Consider the following 22,682-nt stretch of genomic DNA (forward strand, 5'->3'; position numbering starts at 1 on the left):
CCCTCAGATTTCGAAGCTGACCATCTTGGCCATGATGAAGGCGCCGATGCCCATCCAGACCATGCCGCCCAGTCCCGCGACGATCAGACGCTCGTCGATAAAGAATTCGCCGATGTAGCCGGGGTTGATCCACCAGATCATGGCGAAGACGATGAAGGGCAGGGAGCCGACGATGTAGGCGGAGGCTTTCGATTCCGAGCTCATCGCGCGGATCTTGAGCTTCATCTGCGCGCGCTTGCGCAGCACGTCTGCCAGGTTGGCAAGCGTTTCGGCCAGGTTGCCGCCGGTTTCGCGCTGGATGGCGAGGGTAATGCAGAAGAAGTTGAATTCCGGCATCGCCAGGCGGTCGGCGGTTTCCTGGAGCGCATCCTCCATGGTCTTGCCGATCTTGATGCGCTCGGTAACGAGCTTGAATTCCACGCCGACCGGGCCGGGAACTTCCTTGGCGACCACGCTCAGCGTTTCGGTGACCGGTAGACCCGAGCGCAGGCCGCGAACGAGCAGTTCGATGGCGTCGGGGAACTTCACGGTGAAGGCGTTCGAACGGCGCTTGATGAAATGGCCGACCACGGAGTGGGGCAGGCCCGCGCCGAGGAAGAGACCGAACGCCAGCGACAGGAAGAACGCGCCCGACTTTAGGAAAAACACGATGGTGACGGCAAGGGCAATGCCGACCGAGGTGTAGATGTATTGCGACAGGGTCCAGGACAGGCCCGAGCGGTGCAGGCGCAGGGCCAGCGCGTCGATGCGCGATCCGGACCCGGCGATGTGGTGCATCTTGGGTTTGCGGGCGGCCACGGCCTTGCGCATCTGGGCCTCGACCCGCGCGGTCGCGCTTTCCGAGTGACGAAAGCGCAGGCTGCTCAGGCGGCGCGCGGATTCCTTGGTCGGCGAGGGGCCCGAAAATGCCAAGAAGAGGAGCACGATGATGCTCGTCATTCCCGCTACGACCAGTATCAGCTGAAGTGCGTTCATGCTGTCCTATGCCTTCTGCCCAAGCCTCTTGCCGCGTTCCCGTCCGGGAGGGTGTCCCCCCGGCAGGGATCAGGCGTCGGCTGCGGCCTTCTTGCTGACCTTGTTCATCACCGACTTGATATCGAGCTTGCCGAGCAGCGACTTGCCGCCGGCCAGCGAAATCGCGGTATCGTCGCCGGTGTCGGTGATCATCCGGGCGAGTTCGCGAACGGCGCTACCGGCCTTGCTGGAACGGTTCGCATCGGCGAAAGTCTGGCCGAGCTTGGCCGCCATCGATGCCGCCTTGAGGTCGTAGGGGATCGAGAGCTGGATCTTGTTCTCGATCGAGGCCTCGAAGTCGGACTTGCTGATTTCGGCAAGGCTGGACTGGACCTTGTTGGCCACGACCACCACGCGCGCGTGCGGTGCGTGCGACTTGAGCCACGAGAGCATGCGGATCGCATCGCGCGCCGAGGCCAGGGTCATCTCGGTCACGAGGACCACGACGTTCACATCGGCAACGAGCTGCGGGAAGTTGATCAGCATGTTGCGCGGCATGTCGATGACGGTCATCTCGAAGGCCTGGCGAAACTCTTCCTCAAGCTGCACGAAGGCAGCCCCGTCCGTCATCAGCGGCGCGTTGATCGGCGCTTCGGCGGAGAGAATTGCGAGGTTGTCGTTCGCGCGGATCATGGCGCGTTCGATGAACAGGCCGTCGATGCGGCTGGGGTTCTCGATCGCGTCGGTCAGGCCGCGCCCGGGCTCGAGGTCGAGGCTCAGCGCGCCGGTGCCGAAGTGGATGTCGAGATCGAGCAGTGCGGTCGGCAACTTGTGGTCGGCGCTGAACAGCCATGCCAGCGAAGTGGCGAGCGTCGAGGAACCCACGCCGCCGCGCGTGCCGATCACGGCCGTGGCGATATGCTGGCGCACCGCGCCCGCGTCATGGCTCTTGGGCGCAGCGAAGACCGTCTGCGCCTGGGCCAGGGAATCGCGCACCTGCGCCGGCGAAAGCGGCTTGAGCAGGTAATCGTGGATGCCGCTGGCGATGAGGTCGCGATAGAGGCGAACGTCGTTAACCTGACCGATCGCGACAACGACCGTTCCCGGTTCGCAGACTTCGGCAAGGGCGTTGATGTCGTTGAGCGGATCGCCGCTTTCCGACAGGTCGACCATCAGGATGTTCGGGCTGGCGGTGATCGAGAGCGACTGCACGGCATTGCGCAGGCCGCCCTTGTTGCACTTCTCCGGCTGCCAGCCCATTTCCATCGCGATAGGACGCAGGACGTCGAGCGAGGCTTCGTCGCACAAGTAGGCGGCGAACTGGTCGCGTCCGTTGGGGCTCCCGGTCTTCCAGTGAGCGTTCATGGTTCAGTTCCCACCCTTGCTTGAAGTGTTGCTGAGGCCGCTGGCGCCGGTCGGTTGCGCCTTGCGGTAGATGTCGATCGCCTTCGAGGAACTCATGACCGAGGTTTCGCCGGTAGTCGTGGCGCCGCGCACGAGGTCCTCGGGGTCGGCGATCATCGCGGCGAGGTTGGAATTGGTTGCGCAGCCGTAATTGCTGCTCAGGCCGTTGGCGGGATTGGCATCGCTCTTGGCTGACCAGTCGGGGCACCCCGGGACGCTGGCCTTGGAGCGCGTGATGACCACGCGTGCCGTTCCGGCCGGGACATAACCTTCGGTGATCGGGGCGGATTCGCTCAGAAGCAGGCCGTACCGCGAAGCGACAGCCTCGATCGCGGAGCGGGTCGAGCTGTTGGCGGAGGGATCGTCGACATAGACCTTGTCGCCGTACTTCGCGCCCATCGCCTCGAACCAGCCGGCGAGGCGCTGCTGCTCGCCATAGGCAAGGCCCGAGCCGCCGGTCGATACGTCGAGCGTGTAGTTGACCTTCTCGACGACCGGCTGGTGGACGCTGTTCATCGAGCGGTTGGACGGAATGCCGCCGCACCCTGCAAGACCGAGGCCGAGGGCCAGAGCGAGGGCAGTGCCGGCGGCGCGGCTGGCGAATGCCATGTTCGGTTTGTGCATCGTCACTACCTTTCTCACTTCAGGGTGAAGCCGGGCCTGGCGGAGTCGTCGGCGGCCGTGCGCTTCGCCTTCTTCTTCGACTTGCCGCTGCCCGAGGCATCGCCGATGCCCGGACCCTCGACAGCCGAAGGCGACTGCGTGGGCTGGGGCGGCTTGGCTTCGCTGGCGCCGTCGCTGGCCATGTTGCCCAGCAGGCGCTGCAGTTCGTTGGGAGCCTGGAAGCCGTCGGTCGGCAACGCGATCTGGTTCGCATCGACCGGATTGACGAGATACGGGGTGACGACGATCACCAGTTCGGTCTCGCCGCGCTTGTAGCTCGTCGAGCGGAACAACGAGCCGAGGATCGGCAGGTCGCCTGCGCCGGGCATCTTGGTGATCGTGTTCTGCGAGTTGTTGCTGAGCAGTCCCGCGATCATGAAGCTCTGTCCGGAGCCCAGTTCGATGGTCGTTTCGGTGCGGCGGGTGGTGAGCGCCGGGACCTCGAAGTTGTTGAGCACGATCGCGCCCTGGCTCGAGAGTTCCGAGACTTCCGGACGCACCCTGATCGAGATGCGGCCGTTCGCGAGCACGGTTGGGGTGTAGCTGAGGCTGACGCCGTACTTTTTGTACTCGATCGAAGTCGAACCGAGGCCCTGGCTGATCGGGATCGGGAATTCGCCGCCTGCGAGGAACTCGGCGGTCTCGCCGGAAAGCGCGGTCAGGTTCGGCTGCGCCAGCGTCGTGACGAGGCCCACGGTCTCACCCGCATCGAGCGCGCCGAGAATGTTGAGGCCCAGCAGCTTGCCCGCACCGCCAAGGGTCGTGCCCGTGGCTGTGTTGACAATGTCCGAGCCGCCTGCAGGGGCCTTCACGTTGCCTACGCCAAGGGGGCCACCGGGCGTGAATTGCGAGCCGACGACACTGCCTTGTCCGAGGCCGAATTTGAAACCGCCTGTGCTGTCGGTTGTCGCCCACCTGACGCCCAGCGACTTGGCCAGCGAGCGGCTGACTTCGGCGATGCGCACCTGCAGGTTGACCTGCAGCGGCGTGGCCATGCGCAGGCGGCTGATCACGTTCGACTTGTCGCCGACATAGGCCTGGACGAGGCGCTCTGCTTCCGAGGCGTCTTCCGGCGTCTTGACGGTGCCGGTCAGCAGGAAGGTGTTGGAGCCCATCGTCGAGACGCCGATCTTGGCCTCGGGCATGGCAAGGCGCAGCATGTCGTCGACGCTGTCGAGGTTGGAGCCGACGCGGATGTTGGCCGACCAGATCACGGTACCGGCCGCGTTGCTGGCATAGACCGTGGTCGTGCCGCCGGCTTTGCCGAAGACGTAGAACTGGTTGCGCGACTTGACCTGCACGTCGGCGACCGCCTCATTGGCGACGAAGACGTCGGTCATCGTGCCGGGCACGTTGATGAGCTGTCCGTTGCCGATCGAAAGCGAGATATCCTGCGCCGGGCGGACTACCGATTGGGCGGCAGCCGGAGCCGGGACGGCGAGAGCCAGCGGCGACAGGGCGCAGGCGGCACTCAACACGGACTTGAGAAGGCGCTGTTTCATGACCTTGCCCTTCGTGGCAGAGAAATCGATTGCGGTTGGGGTTGCCATTATTTGGCTCCCACGACTTCTGCAGTGGTGGTCTTGCCGCGGGTGACGCGAACGATCGGGCCGGAGCGAACCGGAGCGGCATCCGAAACCGGACCGCGGTTGGAGAAGGCGACGGCCATGGCATTGCTGCGCGCGGCGCGTTCGTCGGCCGTCATCGGGCGGCTCGAGCGCTGGAAGCGCGAGACGTCGCCGCCGGTGACGTAAGTCGTGTTGCCTTCGATCGGGCGTTCCATCGCCTGGCGCACGAGCTGGTTTTCCTGCTCCTTGGTCGCGCCTTCGGGCACGTTCACTTCGCCGTTGGCAAGGATCCGTTCGAACTCACCCTGGCTGTCGGCGATCGAGCGCAGCGAAAGGCTGAGCGTGCCGATCTCCTGCGCGACGGCGACCTTTTCGGCGATGCGCGGGGTAACTTCGATAGTCACGGTACGGAACGCCTTCACCACGGTCTTGCCGTCGACGACCTCGTTGTCGGTGGTCTGGTCGGTGGCAAGGACGCGCAGGTTGCGCAGGATCGTTTCGGAGGTGCGCAGCGGATCGCCTTCGCCCTTGACCTGCTGGGTCAGGACGAGGTCGACGCGGTCGCCCGGGAAGACGAAACCGCCGACGCCGGTCTTGGCCGACACCGGTATGGTCACGGCGCGCATGCCCGGGCCAAGCGCGGCGGCAAGGAAGCCGCGGTCGCCAGGCGCGACGAGCGAACCCTGGGTCACGGGCTGGCCGGCGGTGAGTGGGAAGCGCACGACGGTGCCGAGCAGCTTCGACATGTCCGCCTCGCCATCGATGAAGTAAGCGTCCTTCACCAGTTCCGAAGGCCAGTCCTGGAAGGAGATGGCATCGGCGGTGATGATGGTTCCCACCGGCAGGGCGCGCTGGGCGACGAGGACCTTGGGTCCCGTCGGCGCGGCCGGCGCGGCATCGGCTTGCGGCGCGGAGGCGCCTGCAAACATCGAACGGGCGACGAAGGCCGTCCCCGCTGCGATGAGCAGCGCGACGACCAGCAGCACCAGCTTCTTCTTATCCATGGCTCTGAAGCCCCCTAGAAATCCCCGAGTAGTTGTCCTCAACATCGGGTGAATTGGTTAAAATGAGGTTCATCCAAGAATTCAGCTCAAAAGTGCCGCCGAATAGGCCTGCTCGCTAAGTACCCAGAGGCCTGCGAGCGAGATGGCGACGCCATAGGGAATCGGCAGGCGAGACTTTTGCCTGCGCAGCATGTGACGGAACCCGAATGCGAAAAGTGCGAGCACGGCGAGGATCGCGAGCGCGATCGTCCAGGGCTGCGGCAGGAAGGTGCCAAGAGCATTGAGCGTATCGGCATCGACCAGCGGCTGGCGCGTCGCCATGGCATAGACGAACAGGCAGGCGCACCAGACCCATGCGATCGCGGTCACGCCAGCCAGCACGTCGCGAACGACTTCACCGGGCACGCGGCGCATGTTGAAAAAGGCCATTGCCACAGACGCGCCGCCGCCGATCACGCCCATCATGACGATGAGCTGGATGAAGGCGGCCGGGCTGAACCAGAAGGCGAGGGCGGTCAGCAGCTTCACGTCGCCTCCGCCCATCTGGCGCATGGCGAACAGGAAGCAGGTGACGATGAACGTAAGGACCGCCAGGCCGAACTGGAAGCCGACGTCGGCCCAGCCATATCCGGCCGAATACCACCAGACGGGCGCGCAAAGCGCGATGGCCGCGTTCAGCCAGTTGTCGATCTCACGCCGCTTTACGTCGGTATAGGCGGCGTAGAGCAGTGCAGTTGCCAATGCCGCCAGCAATGCGTACGAAAAATACCCGCCTTGCATGTAGTGGTCCCCCTGATCGGGAACCGCTCTACCGATTATCACTTATCAAATAGTAACCAAGCCGCTGAGGCCGGAATTAGCCAAGTGACCGTTGCACAGACCTGCCCGACCCCATCCAGCGCACGGCGGGAGATCCCTGTTGCGGCCCGCGAAAGCTGGTGGACCACTCCCGATGGAACGCGGCTTCGCCGGATCGACTGGCCGGCTCCGCAGGCAGCGCATGCGCGCGGCTCGATCCTGTTCATGCCGGGGCGCGGCGATGCTTACGAAAAGTGGCTAGAGACCCTGGACGAGTGGCATGGCGAGGGCTGGGAAGTCACCTCGGCGGACTGGCGCGGACAGGCTTTGAGCGGCCGTCTGGGGGGCGACGCGCTGACCGGGCACATCGACGACTTCTCCATCTGGATCAATGACCTCGTGGTGCTGTGGGACGAATGGCGCGCCCGGACACCGGGGCCGCATGTTCTCGTCGCCCATTCGATGGGCGGACACCTTGCACTGCGCGCAGTGGCCGAGGGCAAGGTGCGTCCCGATGCGCTGGTGCTCTCGGCACCGATGCTGGGCTTGCGGCCCGACCGGGTGCCCAGTTTCGTGCTGCATCAGATCGCCAAGGTGATGGTCCGGTTCGGCGATCCGCGGCGCGCTGCATGGTCGGGCGACGAGAAGCCCGAACTCGTCCACCGGGCCCGCAATCTGCTGCTGACGCACGATGCCTCGCGCTACGAAGACGAACAATTCTGGCGGCGCGAGCGCCCTGCGATCACCATGGGCGCGGCCAGCTGGGGCTGGATCGAACGGGCGCTCGACTCGATTCGCGGACTGGAAAAGGCAGGTGCGCTGGAGGCGGTGCAGGTGCCGGTCCTGCTGCTGGGGACGACCCGGGATCGCCTCGTATCGTGGCGAGCCATCGCCCGGGCGGCAAAGCGCCTGCCGGGCGGCAAGCTGGTCGCTTTCGGCCCGGAATGCCGTCACGAGATCCTGCGCGAACTCGATCCGGTGCGCGAAAGGGCGCTGGCCGAGATCCGCAAGTTCCTCGACCGCGTCGCCCCCGCCTGCCGGTAACGCAAAGCAAGTTGCATAAAAACCGGTTCACAGGCTTTGCCGCAATGCTCTAGGGGCTCCCGGCAATGGACGCGCGTTACGATATCGTGATTGTCGGGGCCGGTATGGCCGGCGCCTCGCTTGCCGCGGCAATCGGGACGCGGGCGCGGGTGCTCGTCATCGAGGGTGAGGATCGGCCCGGCTACCACACCACCGGACGTTCCGCTGCCTTCTGGGCCGAAAGCTACGGCGGCCCCGGCGTGCAGCCGCTGACCAGTGCATCCGGCCCGATCCTGCGCGAACTTGGCATGCTCACGCCGCGTACTGCCGTGACCCTCGGCAGGGCCGGGCAGGAAAGCGAGATCGAGGCCTTTGCCGAGACCTATCGGGCGATCGGAGTCGAGGTGGAACTGCTCGACCGGGCCGGGATGGAAGCGCGCGTACCGCACTTGCGCGAAGGCTGGACCTGCGCCGCGCTGGAGCCGAGCACCTGCGACATCGACGTCGGGAGCCTGCACCAGTACTACCTTGCACAGGCGCGCAAGGCCGGGATCGAACTGCGATGCAGGGCAAGGCTTGCCGAAGCGCGGCGCGAGGCCTCCGGCTGGACGCTGCAATTGGCCGACGGACAAGAGGTTCAGGCAGAGATCCTCGTCAACGCGGCAGGCGCCTGGGCCGATCCGGTCGCGCGGATCGCCGGGCAGCGCCCCATTGGCATCACGCCCTATCGCCGTACGGTGGTGCAGCTCGCCGTGACGCCTGAGGTTCCCGGCGACCTGCCGCTCGTGCTCGACATTTCCGGCGGCTTCTACTTCAAGCCCGAAAGCGGCCGGCTCTGGCTCAGCCCGCATGACGAGACGCCGAGTCGCCCCTGCGATGCCGCTCCGGAGGAATTCGACGTGGCGCTTGCGATCGATCGCTTCGAACAGGTGGTCGACTGGCCGATAAAGCGACTCGAGCATCGCTGGGCCGGTCTGCGCAGTTTCGCCCCGGACCGGCTGCCGGTCTACGGTTTCGCCAGCGAGGACCCGGCCTATTTCTGGTTCGCTGGCCAGGGCGGCTTCGGTATCCAGACCGCGCCTGCCGCCGCCGAACTGGGCGCGCGGCTGCTGATGGGAGAGGCGGGCGGTCCGGTCGATCCCGCGCCTTACGCTCCGGCGCGGCTTGGCTGACAGCTTCCAGGTTGCAACGGCGGGCCATTCGCCTTGCGTTCTCCTGCCGGAATTGCTCAGTTGCCCGGACAGCCCCAACCGAGGAGACACTTGATGGCGCATCGCTTCGAGATCCGTAAGAACAAGGCCGGCGAGTACGTGGCCTATTTCTGCTACAACGCGGAAACGATGTTCTGGACGGAAGGCTATTCCAGCAAGGCTTCGGCGAAGAATGCCATCGAATCGATCATCAGAAACGGACCGGGCGCCGAAGTCGTCGATACGACGACCGATTGACTGACTAGGGTTCCTGCTTTGCATGAGCCGCCTTGCGCGGTGCGATCAGGTGCCAGGCCAGCAGGACCGGCTCAAGCACGATCATGCCGATGAAAGCGCTGGCGAGCCGCATCAATGCAGGTTCGATGGCGACGTTTTCGTAGCTGTCTGGGATCAGCACGATGAGCACCGTCAGGGTGAATTGCAGGCCGATATAGGTCACGCTGGGCAGGCCGTTCTCGAGATGGCGGCCCAGCACGATGCCAAGGCAGGTCCCGGCGATGAGCAGGGGCGGGCTGCCATGGGCTATGGCCAGCACGCCCAGCGCGAGCGCGCCGCCCGCCAGGCTTCCCAGTGCACGATGGAACAGGCGCCGGGTGACGGGGATGAAGCCGCTCGGGCCAATGCCGGAAACCGGCACGATCATCACGACGAGGATCGTGATGCCCGCCTGCGCCAGCTCGCGCAGCCCGAGAATGGCGTGAAGCGCGGGCAGGGCGGCAAGCGCCACGCCGGCTTGCGCCGCATGGCGTGCGGCCACCGGGTTCCAAGTGATGCGCTTCGGCTTGTCAGGCTTGAAACCCAGCCACTTCTGACGGGCGAGTAGGGCCGCAACAATACTCACGATCGTGCAGGCCATGGTCCCGGCAGCGACTTCGAGCAGGCGCGTGTGCGCGAAATCTATCGTGTCCAGCCCGGGCCTTTCCAGCTTGTCGAGCAGGATCATCTCGAAGGTCAGGCCGAAGAGCAGCCAGGCATAGGCGCGCCGGGCGGTCAACATGCCATAAAGGCCGAGCGCGCCGATCACGCCCGCGCAGACCATCGCCATGGGCAGCGAATTGGCCGCCATGGGCACGAGCAGGACCGCAAGCAGAATGCCGATGGAAGTGCCCGTCATGCGCAGCACGCCGCGCAGCAGGGTTTCGCCGACATCGCTCTTGAGCAGGACGTATGCCGAGAATGCGGCCCAGGCGATCATCTTCGCGCCGATCAGGTGGGCGAAGACGATGGAGAGCAGCACCGATGCCACGCAGGCCCATTCGTCGGCCATGCGTGGACCCGGCGTGATCAAGGCGCGCAGTTCACTGCGCAGTCTTGCTGAAATCCGGGCCGGCTGGTCGGCAGAACCGGCATCGGCAGTGTCGGGCAGGGGGGCTGTCCTAGTGTCCTGCGGACTGGGCGGCATCGCTCGCCAGCTTGTCTACTCGTTCGTTCTCGACATGGCCGGAATGGCCGCGCACCCATTGCCAGTGCACCTTGTGCCGGGCGACCGCTTCGATCAGCTCGTGCCACAGGTCTGCATTGCGCACAGGTTGCTTGCTGGCATTGACCCAGCCCTTCTTGCGCCAGCCGTGGACCCACTTGGTCATGCCGTCGATGACGTACTTGCTGTCGCTGTGGATCACCACTTCGCACGGCTCGATCAGGGCATTGAGGCCCTTGATGACGGCGGTCATCTCCATGCGGTTGTTGGTGGTCTCTGGCTCGCCGCCGGACATTTCCTTCTCATGCGGGCCCATGCGCAGGAGCACGCCCCAGCCACCCGGGCCGGGATTGCCCTTGCAGGCGCCGTCGGTGAAGATGTCGACCTGCTTCATCGCGCAAAAATCCCTTCGTTGGCGGGATCGGCGTAGAACTGCAGGCGGCGGGCGAAGGCCATGGGGTCCTTGGGGGTGACCAGCGCGTCGTCCGGCGTATTCAGCCAGTCGTAGGCGCGCGTGGCAAGGAAGCGCATCGCCGCTGCCCGCGCAAGGATCGGGAGAGCCGCACGCTCTTCGGGCAGAAGTGGACGCACCGCTTCGTAGCCTTCGAGCAAGGCCCTCGACAGCTCGGGCTGGAACGTGGTGCCGTCGGCGCTGAAGCACCATGCTGCGTGGGTCACGGCTATGTCGTAGGCAGTCACGTCGGTACAGGCGAAGTAGAAGTCGATGAGGCCGGTGACCTTGTCGCCCAGCATCAGCACATTGTCGGGGAACAGGTCTGCGTGGATTACGCCGCGCGGCAGGTTGGATGGCCAGAGCGACGCGATTAGCGGCAGCTCGTGGTCGACGAGGCGCGCCAGATCCGGGTCGATCGATGCGAGCCCGTCATGGCCGCAGGCGCCCAGCAGTTCCTGCCAGGCCGCCAGTCCCATCGAGTTGTCGCGTGCGGCGGGAAAGTCCTGCGCGGCAAGGTGAACCTGTGCCAGCGTTGCGCCTACGGCACGCGCTTGTCCCGTGGTCGGTTCGCTGACCGAGACCCCGGGAAGGAATTCGATCAGCGCCAGCGCCTTGCCTTCGTGAAGGCGAAAGCTGGCACCTTCGCGATCGTGAATCGTGCGCGGCACCGGGCACTGCTTGCCCGCAAGATGATCGAGCAGGCCGAGGAAGAACGGAAGGTCCGCAACATCCGTGCGCGTTTCGTACATCGTCAGGATGAAGCGGCGGGCCTGGCCCTTCGTGTCCTGCGTCTCGATGAGCCAGTTGCTGTTGGACACGCCTTCCGCGATGCCCTTTGCCGAAATCAGCGTGCCGACGTCGAAGGCCGCGATGATGCCGGCCATGTCCTCTGCTCCGAGGCGGGTATAGACTGCCATGTCCTGTCCCTCAGCGCACGAGCTGGCGCGGAAGCTTGAAAGTGATGTGCTCCTTTTCGGTCACCACTTCTTCCTGATCGACCTGCCGCAGTTCCTTGAGGCGGGCGACGACTTCGTTAACGAGTTCCTCGGGCGCGGATGCGCCGGCGGTGATGCCGACCGTATCGACGCCATCGAGCCAGCGCGGATCGATGTCGGCAGCGCGCTGGATCAGCTGCGCACAGGCCCCGGCACGCTGGGCGACCTCGACGAGGCGCAGCGAGTTGGAGCTGTTGGGCGCGCCGATCACGAACATCAGCTGGCACTTGGGCGCCACTTCCTTGACTGCGGCCTGGCGGTTGGAGGTCGCGTAGCAGATGTCCTCGGCCTTGGGCGCGACGACCTGCGGGTAGCGGTCCTGAATGGCGTCGATGATCTGCGCGGTATCGTCCACCGAAAGCGTGGTCTGCGAGAGATAGGAGAGCGCATCGTCCGGCCCGAACGGCAGTCGGGCCACGTCCTCGACGGTTTCCACCAGCGTCATGTTGCCTTCGGGAACCTGGCCGAAAGTGCCGATGACTTCGGGGTGGCCGGCATGGCCGATGAACAGGATGTGGCGGCCGGCCTCGATCTGGCGCTCGGCCTGGCGATGGACCTTGCTGACCAGCGGGCAGGTGGCATCGAGCCATTCAAGGCCGCGCTCGGTGGCCTTGGCCGGCACCGACTTGGGAACGCCGTGCGCGCTGAAGATCACCGGGACCCCGTCGGGAACGTCGTCGACGGTCTCGACGAAGATGGCGCCCTTGGCTTTCAGGCCATCGACCACGAACTTGTTATGGACGATCTCGTGGCGGACATAGACGGGCGCACCGTAGATCTCGAGCGCGCGCTCGACGATCTCGATGGCACGGTCGACTCCGGCGCAGAATCCGCGCGGGGCAGCGATAAGGAGCCGCAATGGCAGCTTGCTCGTGGACGGAAAGGGGGCATTCATGTTGCCGCCTCTAGCGCTTTGCCGCTTGCATCGCTAGGGCAAGCGCATGCCATTCGAGGAAGCCAAGATGAATGCACGCCGATTGACTGCCACAATTCTCTGCTCTGCCGCCGCGCTGACCGGGCTCAGTGGTTGTGCCAAGAAGGGTGAGATCGTGGTCGACTCCGGCGTAGGCATCACGGCAGTGCGCAGTCGCTGTCCGGCGGTGGGTATTCCCAACTACACCGGCGACGTGACGCTTTTCCGCGGCGCAGGCGAACATACCGCCGCCAATATCGACGTCGTGGGCGCGATGACCAACGTGCGCAGCCAGTGCAACGAGGATGTGGGCGACAGGGTCACCGCCAATGTCAGCTTCGATGTGTTCGCCAACCGCACCGACACCAGCGGGCCGCGCCAGGTGACCTTGCCCTATTTCGTGACTGTCCTGCAGGGCGGCACATCGGTTGTTTCCAAGCGCGTGGGCAGCGTGACGCTCAATTTCGCCGATGGACAGGCTCGGGCGCAGGCCCAGGGCACCGGCATCGCCTATATCGATCGCGCCGCTGCGACTCTGCCGCCGGAAATCCGCGACCAGATCACCCGCAAGCGCAAGGCGGGTGAAAGCGATGCCGCGCTCGATCCGCTGGCGGACCCGACGGTGAAGGCCGCCCTGGCGCGCGCGTCCTTCGAAGTGCTGGTCGGCTTCCAGCTCGACGACAAGCAACTCGCCTACAACGCGACGCGCTGATTCCTCACAGAATGTGCGGCGGGTGACTGTCCGGGGCCATTAGGCTCCGGTCAGGTTTCGTGCATGGCCGCTTCGATTCGCGCACGAGCGGCGCGGGCGATGGCCTTGCGGTCGGTGCGCTCCTCACCCACCAGCGGGGCGAGGAAGTGGATGGTCAGCGGGATCGGCCGCCACCGGGCCAGTATCCGCATGGCATTGCTTAGCCCCGGTTCGCTACCGACCCATGCAATGTCCGCAACCCGCGGGCCATAGTCGAGCCAGACCGGCTGGATCGGCACATGCTCGATGTCGGCATCGATTGCGGACAGCAGAGAGGACTTGAAGGGCAGGAGCCGCGTGCCTTCGCCTGTCGTTCCTTCCGGAAAGATCGTCAGCGCGCCGGTATCGTGAAGCGCCTCGCGAACCAGGCGGACCTGGGCGGCAACGCTGCGGCGGTCGTGCCGGGCGATGAAGACGGTGTCGTTCATTGCGCACAGCCAGCGTAGCGGGCCGATCGCCGCCAGGCCGTCATGCGCGACGAAGGCGGAGCCGGTGACGCCGGCAATGGCCGGAATGTCCAGCCAGCTGACGTGATTGGCGAGGAAGAACGCGCGGGGGCCGGGGTGCTCGCCCGCCGTGCGCAGGCGCAGGCCGGCGATGGCCGCGACGAGCCTGAGGAACAGGCGGGGGATGGGATTCGCCGATGTGAAGGGCGCGAACAGGTAATATAGCGCGACGCACGTCACCACGCTGGCCAGCAGAAGGACGATCCGGCAGGCAATCAGGACCCAGCCCAGCGGCGCGATGCGCTGCAGACGGGCCGGGTCCGTGATGTTACTTGCGGGCTTCACCGTCCTCGCGGTCGATCCTGACGCCGAACAGTTCCATGCGGTGATCGACAAGCCGGAAACCCAGCTTTTCGGCGATCTGACGCTGCAGGGATTCCAGTTCCGGATCGACGAATTCGATGACGGCGCCGGATTCGACGTCGATCATGTGGTCGTGATGCGCTTCCGGTGCAGCTTCGTAGCGGGCGCGCCCGTCACCGAAATCGTGACGATCGAGGATGCCCGCTTCTTCGAACAGGCGAACCGTGCGGTAGACCGTGGCAATCGAGATGCCCGGGTCGATGGCCGTGGCGCGTTCGTACAGTTTTTCGACGTCGGGGTGATCGGTGCTTTCGGAAAGAACTTTTGCAATGACTCGGCGCTGATCGGTGATCCGAAGACCACGTTCATGACAAAGAGCTTCGAGGTCGATGGGTTGGTGCACGTTTGACCTATAAAAACAAGTAGGGCGCACCGGCCACGTTAGGCCGATGCGCCCGGAATCTCAACCGTCTGTCGGTCGATCAGGCGGCAGCCTTGGGCTTGCGTCCGCGACGAGCATTGGGCTTGCGACCAAGGCCGATCTTCTTCGCGAGTTCGCGGCGCTTTTCGGCATAGTTGGGGGCGACCATCGGATAGTCGGCGGGCAGGTTCCAGCGCGCGCGATATTCTTCCGGGGTCATGTTGTAGTGGGTCATGAGGTGACGCTTGAGCATCTTCAGCTTCTTGCCGTCCTCAAGACAGATAATATAGTCCGGCTTCACCGAAGCGCGCACGGATACTGCCGGTTCCGGCTTTTCTTCTTCAACGGCCGCAGCGCTGCCAAGTCCGGAGAGTGCACCGTAGACGTTGGTGATAAGCGCAGGCAGATCTTCGACGGAAACGCTGTTGTTGCTTACATGCGCTGCGACGATGTCGGACGTCAGCGTGATCAGCGTTTCATTGGTATCGATTTGGATGTCTTCCATGTTTGGACCTCTTTGCGACCGCATTACTGGGGGGATTGGGCGAGCTTATACTAGCCGCTGCGTCCACTGAACCATTTCTTTGAAGAATACAAGTTCATTTCAGCGATTCGGACTCAATCGTAGATGAGTTCAAATCACTTGCATCAATTTGTAACACCTTACCTTGAGATGTCGCAGGCGAAGGTAATTGCGTCGATCCGCTGACCATCGGCTGTTCGATAGTAGTCTGGTCTTTCGCCGATGACGCCAAATCCGAAATCTCTATAAAGGGATTCGGCCGGATTACCTCTTCTCATTTCAAGCAGCAGGCGTTTTGCGCCTCTTTCGCGAGCGGATTCCCGCAAAGAATTGAGCATGATGCGCCCAAGGCCACGCCTGCGGTATTCCGGGCGAACGGCAAGAAGCAGCAATTCCTCTTCTTCGAAACCGGTGCGTGACAGAGAAAAGCCGGCGACAACTTCACCTTCGGGTGAGGCTTTGCCCTCCGGAGAGATCAGGAAGTAATGCGTGAAGCCGAACGCGATGGCATCTTCGACCTGCCGACGGTTCCAGGCTTCGCCCCAGATCGGATCAAATCCGGCGGACATGACCGCCATGAGCCGGTCTATGTCGTCATTCATGCCTGCTTCGCCAGCGGCAATTTCGCATCGGGTTCGCGGCCATAGACCGGATGCAGGTCGGCCAGGAACGCCTGGTACGGCAACCGGGAAAAGGCGCGCGCGTCCGGCCAGGTCTCAAGCGCCTCGCCGCTACCGCGCCTGTCGACAAGCGCTCTGGCCTGGTTGCCGGCAACCATCGCCTCGGTGCTCGCCTGTGCGGCATCGCCGGGCTTGAGCGAGGCGAGGGCGCGAGTCGTGTCGCCGTTGGGGGCAAAGCCCTGGGTGAACCATTCTCCGTGTCCGCCGGTCATGGCGACTGCGACGGGAACGTCCCCGTGTTCGGCGCGGGCCATGGCGGCGATCATCGCGAGGCTCGAATAGCCGCGCGTCTCGGCCCCCCATGCCAGTGCCAGGGCGCGGGCCGTTGCCAGTCCCACGCGCACGCCGGTGAAGCTGCCCGGGCCGAGAGCGACGGCAATGCAATCGGCGCGGCCCCGTTCGGGCAGGGCCGAAATCATCGGCACCAGGGCCTCGGCGTGGCCCCGGCCGAGCATGCGGAACTCTCCGGCGACAAGATCGTCGCCGTCGAACAAGGCAACCGAACAAGCCTCGGTAGCGCTGTCGATTACGAGGGTTCTCATTCTTCCTGGTCTGGGTTTGTCGAACGTGTCGTCTGCAGTCACGGCGGCTCAGCGCGCGGTATTGCGCCGGCTCACGCGGCTCGCACTTCGCTGACTTCCGGGACGTAGTGCTTGAGCAGGCTTTCGATGCCATGCTTGAGCGTTGCGGTAGAGGACGGGCAGCCCGAGCAGGCGCCTTGCATCGCCAAGTAGACGACGCCCTCGCGGTAGCCGCGATAGATGATGTCGCCGCCGTCGTTGGCAACGGCCGGGCGCACGCGCGTCTCGATCAGGTCCTTGATCTGCGCGACGATGTCGGCATCGGCCGGATCGTCTCCGAAGTCTTCGTCCGCCTCGGCCGGAACGGCGATGCCACTGGCGTCGCCACCGACGAAGAGCGGGGCTTCCGAAACGAAGTGGTCGAGCAGGATCGAGACGACCTGCGGCTTGAGGCCATGCCACTCAACGCCGGGCGCTGCGGTGACGGAAATGAATTCCTGCCCGAAGAACACGCCGGTCACGTCGCCCAGATCGAACAGCGCTTCGGCGAGGGGGGAGGCGCCGGCATCTTCTGGCGAGGTGAATTCGCGCGTCCCGCCGGTCATCACCTGCCGCCCGGGCAGGAACTTGAGCGTGGCGGGATTGGGCGTGGTTTCGGTTTCGATGAACATGGTGACTGCGATTTAGGTAATGTGGGCGGCTGGTCAAGGGCGGCGGCATGTCGGGCGTCCCGAAATGTGCCGCATCGGCGGGGTTTTCCGTGCTATTCACTGGTCCTTAAGGCTGGGCGGTCCTATAGCTTGCGGGATGACGAATTATTCGCGCGCCGCCGCTCGCTCGCTCGCCTGCCTGATGCTGCTCAGCCAGACTCCGGTCCAGCCCGTCCTGGCCCAGGAAGTCGCCGCTCCGGCCAAGCTCGATGACAGCGACCCGTGGCTCTATCGCGGCAGCGACATTCCGCACGATCCGGATTGGCACTTTGGCGAGCTTTCGAACGGTCTGCGCTACGCCGTGCGCAAGAACGGCGTGCCGCCCGGCCAAGTGTCGATCCGCATTCGCGTCGACGCCGGCTCTCTCTATGAGAAGGACTCCGAGCGCGGTTATGCGCACCTTCTCGAGCACATGCTCTTCCGCCAGTCGAAGTACATTCCCGAGGGCACGGCGATTGCCGCCTTCCAGCGCCTGGGCGCGACCTTCGGCAGCGATACCAATGCCGTGACCTCGACGACGCAGACGGTGTTCAAGCTCGATCTGCCCAATGCGACGCCGGAATCGCTCGACGAGACCTTCAAGCTGATGTCGGGCATGGTCAGCGCGCCCACCTTGTCGGCCTCCAACCTCAAGTCCGACCTGCCGATCGTGCTGGCTGAAATGCGCGAACGCGGCGGCGCTTCCAAGCGCGTGCAGGACGCGATGCAGCAAGTCTTCTACGCCGGGCAGCCGCTGTCCGTGCGTGAACCGATCGGCACCGTGCAATCCCTGACTGCGGCGACCCCGCAGTCGGTACGGGCCTTCTATTCGCGCTGGTACCGGCCCGATAACGTGGCGGTGATCGTGGCGGGTGACGCCGATCCGGCGACGCTGGCCAGCTACGTGAAGAAGTGGTTCGGCGACTGGAAGGCCAGCGGCGCGCGTTCTCCCGCGCCCAGCTTCGGCGATCCGGCTGCGCCGGCCGGGGCCGATCCCCGCAACCCCGTGGGCGAAACCCGCGTGCTCGTCGAACCCGACCTGCCGCCCTCGATGATGTACGCAATCCTGCGTCCCTGGCGGCAGGTGACGGACAACATCGTCTATAATCAGGGGCTGATGATCGATTCTATCGCGCAGGCCATCATCAACCGTCGTCTGGAATCGAAGGCGCGGGCAGGGGGCAGTTATCTCTCTGCCTCGGTCAACCAGGACGACGTCTCGCGCTCGGCCGATGCGACGTTCGTCTCCGTGACCCCGCTCGGCGACGACTGGGAAGCCGCGCTGAAGGACGTGCGCGCGGTCATCGCCGATGCCGTCTCCCGCCCGCCGACGCAGGAAGAGATCGACCGCGAAGTGGCCGAACTGGATGTGGCCTTCCAGGTCCCGGTCGAGCAGCAGCGCATCCTGCCCGGCTCGAAGCTGGCCGACGATCTCGTCAACGCGCTCGACATCCGCGAGACTGTGGCCGCGCCGCAGGACGTGCTGCGCATCTTCCGCGAGACGAAGCCGCTCTTCACGCCCAAGGCCGTCCTCGAGCACACACAGGCGCTGTTCTCGGGCACCGTGACGCGCGGGCTGTTCACCACGCAGAAGGCCGGACAGGCGAGCGATGCCGAATTGCGCCAGGCCCTGCTCGATCCGGTCAAGCCGGATGAGAGCGTGCGTCTGGCCGCCAATGCGGCTCCCGTATCGTTCGACAAGCTGCCGGCTATCGGCAAACCGGCGAAGCCCGAGGCGGAATTGCCGGTGGGACTGCTCGACATCGAGGAACTGACTTTCGCCAACGGGGTGAAGGTCCTGCTCTGGCCGGTTCAGGAAGAGCCGGGCCGGGTCATGGTCAAGGTGCGCTTCGGCGGCGGCTATCGCTCGATCGATCCCAAGGATGCGCCCTACATCACGCTGGGCCAGTACGCGCTGGTCGGCTCGGGCGTGGCCACGCTGGGCCAGGAAGATCTCGACAGGGTCGCCACCGGCCGCAAGCTCGGCTTTGATTTCGACGTGCAGGACGCCTCGTTCCAGTTCTCTGCCGAGACGCGCCCGTCCGACCTTGCCGACCAGCTGTATCTTTTTGCGGCCAAGCTCGACCTTCCCAAGTGGGACACCAGTCCTTTCCTGCGCGCGAAGGCAGCGGCGAAGATCCAGTACGATACCTTCGCCACGTCGCCGCAGGGCGTGCTGAACCGCGACCTGCAGTTCTATCAGCGCGGCGAGGACCCGCGCTTCGCAACGCCGACCCCGGCCGAGATCGAGGCGACCACACCCGAGGGCTTCAAGCGTGTGTGGGGCAAGGCCCTGCACGACGGTCCGGTCGAAGTGCAGATCTTCGGCGATTTCGACAAGGCTGCGGCTATCGCATCGCTGGAGAAGACCTTCGGCGCGCTCAAGGCGCGCACGCCCGCGCCATCGACCGCCGATCTTGCCAACGTCTCCGTGCCCCAGCCATCCGACAAGCCTATCGTGCTGCATCATCACGGCGACCCGGATCAGGCGGCGGCGGTCATTTCCTGGCCGACCGGCGGCGGTTCTATGGGTATTCGCGAATCCCGCCAGCTGGAGATCCTGACCCAGCTGTTCACCAACCGCCTGCTCGATGCCGTGCGCGAGAAGCTGGGCGTGAGCTACGCGCCCTACGTCTATTCCTCCTGGCCGGTGGACCTGCAGGCGGGCGGATCGATCACGGCGATGGCGCAGGTCGATCCCAAGTCGGTCTCCGTGTTCTTCCAGACCGCCGACGAGATCGCGCAGGACCTGATCAACAATCCGCCGACGGCCGACGAACTGGCGCGTGTAACCGAACCGCTGCGGCAGCAGGTAACGCGCGCGGCTTCGAGCACCTCGTTCTTCATGAGCCAGCTCGAAGGCGCGACCGAAGAGCCTTCGCGCTTCGGCACGATCCGCACCGTCCTTTACGATTATACCGAGACGACGCCGGAAAAGATGCAGGCGCTGGCCGCCCGCTATCTGGGCAAGAATGCCTCGTGGCGGCTGGAAGTGATGCCAGAGGGCAAGACTTCGGGGACTATTGCCAGCCGCTGAAGCAGGCGGTCGCAAACCCTTGCGGCACATGGCCTTGCGGCCGGCGCCGCGAAATCGGGGCGCAATCGATCATACTGATCGGCCAAACCGGCTTTGCAAAAATTGCTTCGGGAGGGTATGGGGCCCGCCTTACATTAGCTTGCGCGCGCCAGGGAGAGCGGCGCGACTTGAGGAGTAACCGAAGTGGCTAGCAATTGGACCCCGGACGGCTGGAAGGCGCACGAAGCGCGCCACCTTCCGGTTTATGGCGATGCGGAGAAGCTGAGCGAGGTTGAGGCCACGCTTGCAAAGTTCCCGCCGCTGGTCTTTGCCGGCGAGGCGCGCGAGCTCAAGAAGGACCTGGCCGAAGTGGCCGAAGGCCGCGGTTTCCTGCTTCAGGGCGGGGACTGCGCCGAGAGCTTTGCAGAGTTCCATCCCGACAATATCCGCGACACGTTCCGCGTGCTGCTGCAGATGGCGGTCATTCTGACTTTCGCCAGCAAGCAGCCGGTGGTGAAGGTCGGCCGCATGGCCGGCCAGTTCGCCAAGCCGCGTTCCGCGCCGACCGAGAAGGCCGGCGATCTGGAACTGCCCAGCTACTTCGGCGACATCATCAACGGCATCGAGTTCGAGCCGGAAACGCGTCGCAACGACCCGGAGCGCATGCTGCGCGCCTTCTCGCAGTCGGCTGCGACGCTCAACCTGCTGCGTGCCTTCGCGGGCGGCGGCTATGCGAACCTGCGGCAGGTTCACCAGTGGACGCTCGATCACATCGACCGCAGCCCCTGGGGAGAGAAGTTCTCGCAGATGGCGGACCGCATCGGTGAGGCGCTGGACTTCATGGCGGCCTGCGGCGTCGATCCGACGACCGTGCCGCAGCTGCAGGGCACCAGCTTCTACACCAGCCACGAGGCGCTGCTGCTGCCGTACGAGCAGGCGCTGACCCGCCGCGATTCGCTGACCGGCGACTGGTATGACTGTTCGGCCCACATGCTGTGGATCGGCGATCGCACCCGCTTCGAGGGTTCGGCTCACGTCGAATTCCTGCGCGGCGTGGGCAATCCGATCGGCATGAAGTGCGGCCCTTCGCTGGAGCCCGACGCGCTGCTGCATATGCTCGACACGCTCAACCCCTCGCGCGAGCCGGGCCGCATGACCCTCATCAGCCGCTTCGGGCATGACAAGGTCGAGGCCGGGCTGCCCAAGCTGGTGCGCGCGGTAAAGGCGGAAGGGCACCCGGTGGTCTGGTCGTGCGACCCGATGCACGGCAACGTCATCAAGGCGGAATCGGGCTTCAAGACCCGTCCCTTCGAACGTATCCTCGGCGAAGTCCGCGGCTTCTTCGCCGTCCACCGAGCCGAGGGCACCCATGCGGGCGGCATCCACATCGAGATGACCGGGCAGGACGTGACCGAGTGCACCGGCGGCGCCATCGCCATCACCGACGAGGCGCTGGCCGATCGCTACCACACCCATTGCGACCCGCGCCTCAACGGCGCGCAGTCGATCGAACTCGCATTCGAAATGGCAGACCTGCTCAACCTCGAAGCGACCGCTCACCACAAGCAGGCAGCATAAATTAATTGGTCGATGGGGAGCCTGAGCGCCGCAAGGGCGTTAGGCTTCCCATGGACCTTGCGCACAGTCTGTCCGCGGCGGGGCGGTCCCGCAGCCTGTCCGAACGCTTTCGGACCTTGCGCAGTGCCAGCGTCTCGTTGGTTTCCCCGCTGTCGGATGCCGATGCGACAATCCAGTCGATGCCCGATGCGTCGCCTGCCAAGTGGCATCTGGCGCATACCACCTGGTTCTTCGAAACCTTCCTGCTGCGCGACCATCTGAACGGATATGGCCTGTTCGACGAGCGTTGGCCCTACCTGTTCAATTCCTATTACGAGGCCGAAGGCGAACGCCACGCCAGAGCCGCGCGCGGCATGCTCTCGCGCCCCTCGCTCGACGAGGTGCTGGACTATCGCGCCCATGTCGACGCGGCGATGGAAGGCCTGCTCGAGCGCGACGAGCTCGCCGACCTGATCGCGCTGGGCATCGCGCATGAAGAGCAGCACCAGGAACTGCTGCTCACCGACATCAAGCATGCGCTCTGGCGCAATCCGCTGGGTCCCGCTTACGGCGTCCTGCCCGAGGGCGGGGTGGATCGCGGGCTGGGCGATCAGGGCTGGATCGAGCATCCCGGCGGGATCGCGAGGATCGGGCACAAGGGCCCCGCCTTCGCCTTCGACAACGAAGGCCCTGCGCACCGCGTTCTGCTCGAACCCTTCGCCCTGTCGCGCAGGCTCGTCACCAACCGCGAATGGGATGCGTTCATCGCCGACGGCGGCTATCGCACGGCGGGCCTGTGGCTTTCGGACGGCTGGGCCTGGGTGCAGGAGAGTGCCATTACCGCGCCGCTCTACTGGCGCGAGGGGGAGGGTTTCACGCTCGGCGGGTGGCGAGACCGCGATCCGGATGCGCCGGTCACGCATATCAGCCATTATGAAGCTGACGCCTTTGCGACCTGGGCCGGGCTGCGGCTGCCCACCGAGTTCGAGTGGGAAGTCGCCGCGCGCGACAGCGATCCGTCAGCGGGCGTGCAGTGGGACGGCGGTGCGGTCAATCCTTCCGGCACGGACCAGTTGTTCGGTGACTGCTGGCAATGGACCCGCTCGGCCTATCTTCCCTATCCCCGCTTCCGTCCGGCTGAGGGCGCGGTGGGAGAATACAACGGCAAGTTCATGAGCGGCCAATGCGTGCTGAAAGGTGCAAGCTGCGCCACGCCGCGTGGCCATTCACGGGCCACCTACCGCAATTTCTTCCAACCATATCAGCGCTGGCAGTTCACCGGCCTGCGTCTAGCAAGGGATCTGTAAG

Annotated in this window: 23 protein-coding genes; 7 read left to right on the forward strand and 16 right to left on the reverse strand. The window is 65.0% G+C overall.

Translation table 11 applies throughout. The features are described from left to right. Positions 1 to 3: 3 nt before the first annotated feature. The 6 genes from PP1Y_RS15730 to PP1Y_RS15755 form a co-directional block, all read right to left on the reverse strand. Positions 4 to 975, reverse strand: a complete 972-nt coding sequence (locus PP1Y_RS15730; protein ID WP_013833113.1) for a type II secretion system F family protein — start codon at positions 973 to 975, stop codon at positions 4 to 6. Positions 976 to 1,044: 69 nt separating this feature from the next. Continuing rightward, on the reverse strand, positions 1,045 to 2,319 hold the full coding sequence (locus tag PP1Y_RS15735; RefSeq protein WP_013833114.1) for a pilus assembly protein CpaE: 1,275 nt from the start codon (positions 2,317 to 2,319) through the stop codon (positions 1,045 to 1,047). Positions 2,320 to 2,322: 3 nt separating this feature from the next. Then, on the reverse strand, positions 2,323 to 2,982 hold the full coding sequence (locus tag PP1Y_RS15740) for a CpaD family pilus assembly protein (protein ID WP_232512729.1): 660 nt from the start codon (positions 2,980 to 2,982) through the stop codon (positions 2,323 to 2,325). A gap of 14 nt (positions 2,983 to 2,996) precedes the next feature. After that, positions 2,997 to 4,571: a type II and III secretion system protein family protein gene (locus tag PP1Y_RS15745; RefSeq protein WP_013833116.1), complete on the reverse strand. Its 1,575-nt coding sequence runs from the start codon at positions 4,569 to 4,571 to the stop codon at positions 2,997 to 2,999. Further along, positions 4,571 to 5,593, reverse strand: a complete 1,023-nt coding sequence (gene cpaB, locus PP1Y_RS15750; protein ID WP_013833117.1) for a Flp pilus assembly protein CpaB — start codon at positions 5,591 to 5,593, stop codon at positions 4,571 to 4,573. Before cpaB ends, PP1Y_RS15745 begins: the two co-directional genes overlap by 1 nt. Positions 5,594 to 5,674: 81 nt before the next feature. Continuing rightward, on the reverse strand, positions 5,675 to 6,373 hold the full coding sequence (locus PP1Y_RS15755; protein ID WP_007011563.1) for a prepilin peptidase: 699 nt from the start codon (positions 6,371 to 6,373) through the stop codon (positions 5,675 to 5,677). A gap of 84 nt (positions 6,374 to 6,457) precedes the next feature. On the opposite strand from PP1Y_RS15755, the gene PP1Y_RS15760 reads away from it, so the two are divergent. The 3 genes from PP1Y_RS15760 to PP1Y_RS15770 all read left to right on the forward strand — a co-directional run bounded on the left by PP1Y_RS15760 (position 6,458) and on the right by PP1Y_RS15770 (position 8,862). Next, positions 6,458 to 7,435, forward strand: coding sequence for an alpha/beta hydrolase (locus PP1Y_RS15760; protein WP_013833118.1), 978 nt, complete (start codon positions 6,458 to 6,460; stop codon positions 7,433 to 7,435). A 65-nt stretch (positions 7,436 to 7,500) separates the two neighbouring features. Further along, positions 7,501 to 8,586: an FAD-binding oxidoreductase gene (locus PP1Y_RS15765; protein WP_013833119.1), complete on the forward strand. Its 1,086-nt coding sequence runs from the start codon at positions 7,501 to 7,503 to the stop codon at positions 8,584 to 8,586. 93 nt (positions 8,587 to 8,679) lie between these two features. Then, entirely contained in the window at positions 8,680 to 8,862 is a 183-nt protein-coding gene (locus PP1Y_RS15770; RefSeq protein ID WP_013833120.1) for a DUF1508 domain-containing protein, read from the forward strand. Between the two features lie 4 nt (positions 8,863 to 8,866). On the opposite strand, the gene PP1Y_RS15775 is transcribed toward PP1Y_RS15770, so the two are convergent. From PP1Y_RS15775 to ispH, 4 genes are read right to left on the reverse strand one after another with little or no spacing between them, the layout of a single operon-like run. Next, positions 8,867 to 10,027: an FUSC family protein gene (locus PP1Y_RS15775; protein WP_232512396.1), complete on the reverse strand. Its 1,161-nt coding sequence runs from the start codon at positions 10,025 to 10,027 to the stop codon at positions 8,867 to 8,869. Then, entirely contained in the window at positions 10,002 to 10,439 is a 438-nt protein-coding gene (gene rnhA / locus PP1Y_RS15780) for a ribonuclease HI (RefSeq protein WP_013833122.1), read from the reverse strand. Before rnhA ends, PP1Y_RS15775 begins: the two co-directional genes overlap by 26 nt. Continuing rightward, positions 10,436 to 11,416 carry a homoserine kinase gene (gene thrB, locus PP1Y_RS15785; RefSeq protein ID WP_013833123.1) on the reverse strand — a complete coding sequence of 327 codons (981 nt, stop codon included), beginning with the start codon at positions 11,414 to 11,416 and terminating at the stop codon, positions 10,436 to 10,438. The genes rnhA and thrB overlap by 4 nt, the downstream gene beginning before the upstream one ends. A 10-nt stretch (positions 11,417 to 11,426) precedes the next feature. Beyond that, a complete protein-coding gene (gene ispH, locus PP1Y_RS15790) occupies positions 11,427 to 12,389 on the reverse strand; it encodes a 4-hydroxy-3-methylbut-2-enyl diphosphate reductase (RefSeq protein ID WP_013833124.1) in 963 nt (320 codons plus the stop codon). Between the two features lie 67 nt (positions 12,390 to 12,456). Here ispH and PP1Y_RS15795 point away from each other — a divergent pair, with 67 nt between their 5' ends. Beyond that, a complete protein-coding gene (locus tag PP1Y_RS15795; RefSeq protein WP_013833125.1) occupies positions 12,457 to 13,119 on the forward strand; it encodes a hypothetical protein in 663 nt (220 codons plus the stop codon). A gap of 50 nt (positions 13,120 to 13,169) precedes the next feature. On the opposite strand, the gene PP1Y_RS15800 is transcribed toward PP1Y_RS15795, so the two are convergent. The 6 genes from PP1Y_RS15800 to PP1Y_RS15825 all read right to left on the reverse strand — a co-directional run bounded on the left by PP1Y_RS15800 (position 13,170) and on the right by PP1Y_RS15825 (position 16,783). Further along, complete coding sequence (locus PP1Y_RS15800) at positions 13,170 to 13,949, reverse strand: 1-acyl-sn-glycerol-3-phosphate acyltransferase (RefSeq protein ID WP_013833126.1); 780 nt, start codon at positions 13,947 to 13,949, stop codon at positions 13,170 to 13,172. Continuing rightward, on the reverse strand, positions 13,933 to 14,370 hold the full coding sequence (locus tag PP1Y_RS25395; protein ID WP_013833127.1) for a Fur family transcriptional regulator: 438 nt from the start codon (positions 14,368 to 14,370) through the stop codon (positions 13,933 to 13,935). Before PP1Y_RS25395 ends, PP1Y_RS15800 begins: the two co-directional genes overlap by 17 nt. Before the next feature lie 79 nt (positions 14,371 to 14,449). Beyond that, positions 14,450 to 14,893, reverse strand: a complete 444-nt coding sequence (locus tag PP1Y_RS15810; protein WP_013833128.1) for a MucR family transcriptional regulator — start codon at positions 14,891 to 14,893, stop codon at positions 14,450 to 14,452. 158 nt (positions 14,894 to 15,051) lie between these two features. Further along, positions 15,052 to 15,513, reverse strand: coding sequence for a GNAT family N-acetyltransferase (locus tag PP1Y_RS15815; RefSeq protein ID WP_013833129.1), 462 nt, complete (start codon positions 15,511 to 15,513; stop codon positions 15,052 to 15,054). Further along, a complete protein-coding gene (gene tsaB / locus PP1Y_RS15820; protein WP_013833130.1) occupies positions 15,510 to 16,133 on the reverse strand; it encodes a tRNA (adenosine(37)-N6)-threonylcarbamoyltransferase complex dimerization subunit type 1 TsaB in 624 nt (207 codons plus the stop codon). The genes PP1Y_RS15815 and tsaB overlap by 4 nt, the downstream gene beginning before the upstream one ends. Before the next feature lie 71 nt (positions 16,134 to 16,204). Further along, on the reverse strand, positions 16,205 to 16,783 hold the full coding sequence (locus tag PP1Y_RS15825) for a NifU family protein (RefSeq protein WP_013833131.1): 579 nt from the start codon (positions 16,781 to 16,783) through the stop codon (positions 16,205 to 16,207). 136 nt (positions 16,784 to 16,919) lie between these two features. Here PP1Y_RS15825 and PP1Y_RS15830 point away from each other — a divergent pair, with 136 nt between their 5' ends. From PP1Y_RS15830 to egtB, 3 genes are all read left to right on the forward strand, one after another. Next, positions 16,920 to 19,838, forward strand: coding sequence for a pitrilysin family protein (locus PP1Y_RS15830; RefSeq protein ID WP_013833132.1), 2,919 nt, complete (start codon positions 16,920 to 16,922; stop codon positions 19,836 to 19,838). Positions 19,839 to 20,021: 183 nt separating this feature from the next. Next, complete coding sequence (locus PP1Y_RS15835) at positions 20,022 to 21,395, forward strand: class II 3-deoxy-7-phosphoheptulonate synthase (RefSeq protein ID WP_013833133.1); 1,374 nt, start codon at positions 20,022 to 20,024, stop codon at positions 21,393 to 21,395. A 50-nt stretch (positions 21,396 to 21,445) separates the two neighbouring features. Next, on the forward strand, positions 21,446 to 22,681 hold the full coding sequence (egtB, locus tag PP1Y_RS15840; RefSeq protein ID WP_013833134.1) for an ergothioneine biosynthesis protein EgtB: 1,236 nt from the start codon (positions 21,446 to 21,448) through the stop codon (positions 22,679 to 22,681). Position 22,682 lies beyond the last annotated feature (1 nt).

The organism is Novosphingobium sp. PP1Y (assembly GCF_000253255.1).
Lineage (GTDB): Bacteria > Pseudomonadota > Alphaproteobacteria > Sphingomonadales > Sphingomonadaceae > Novosphingobium.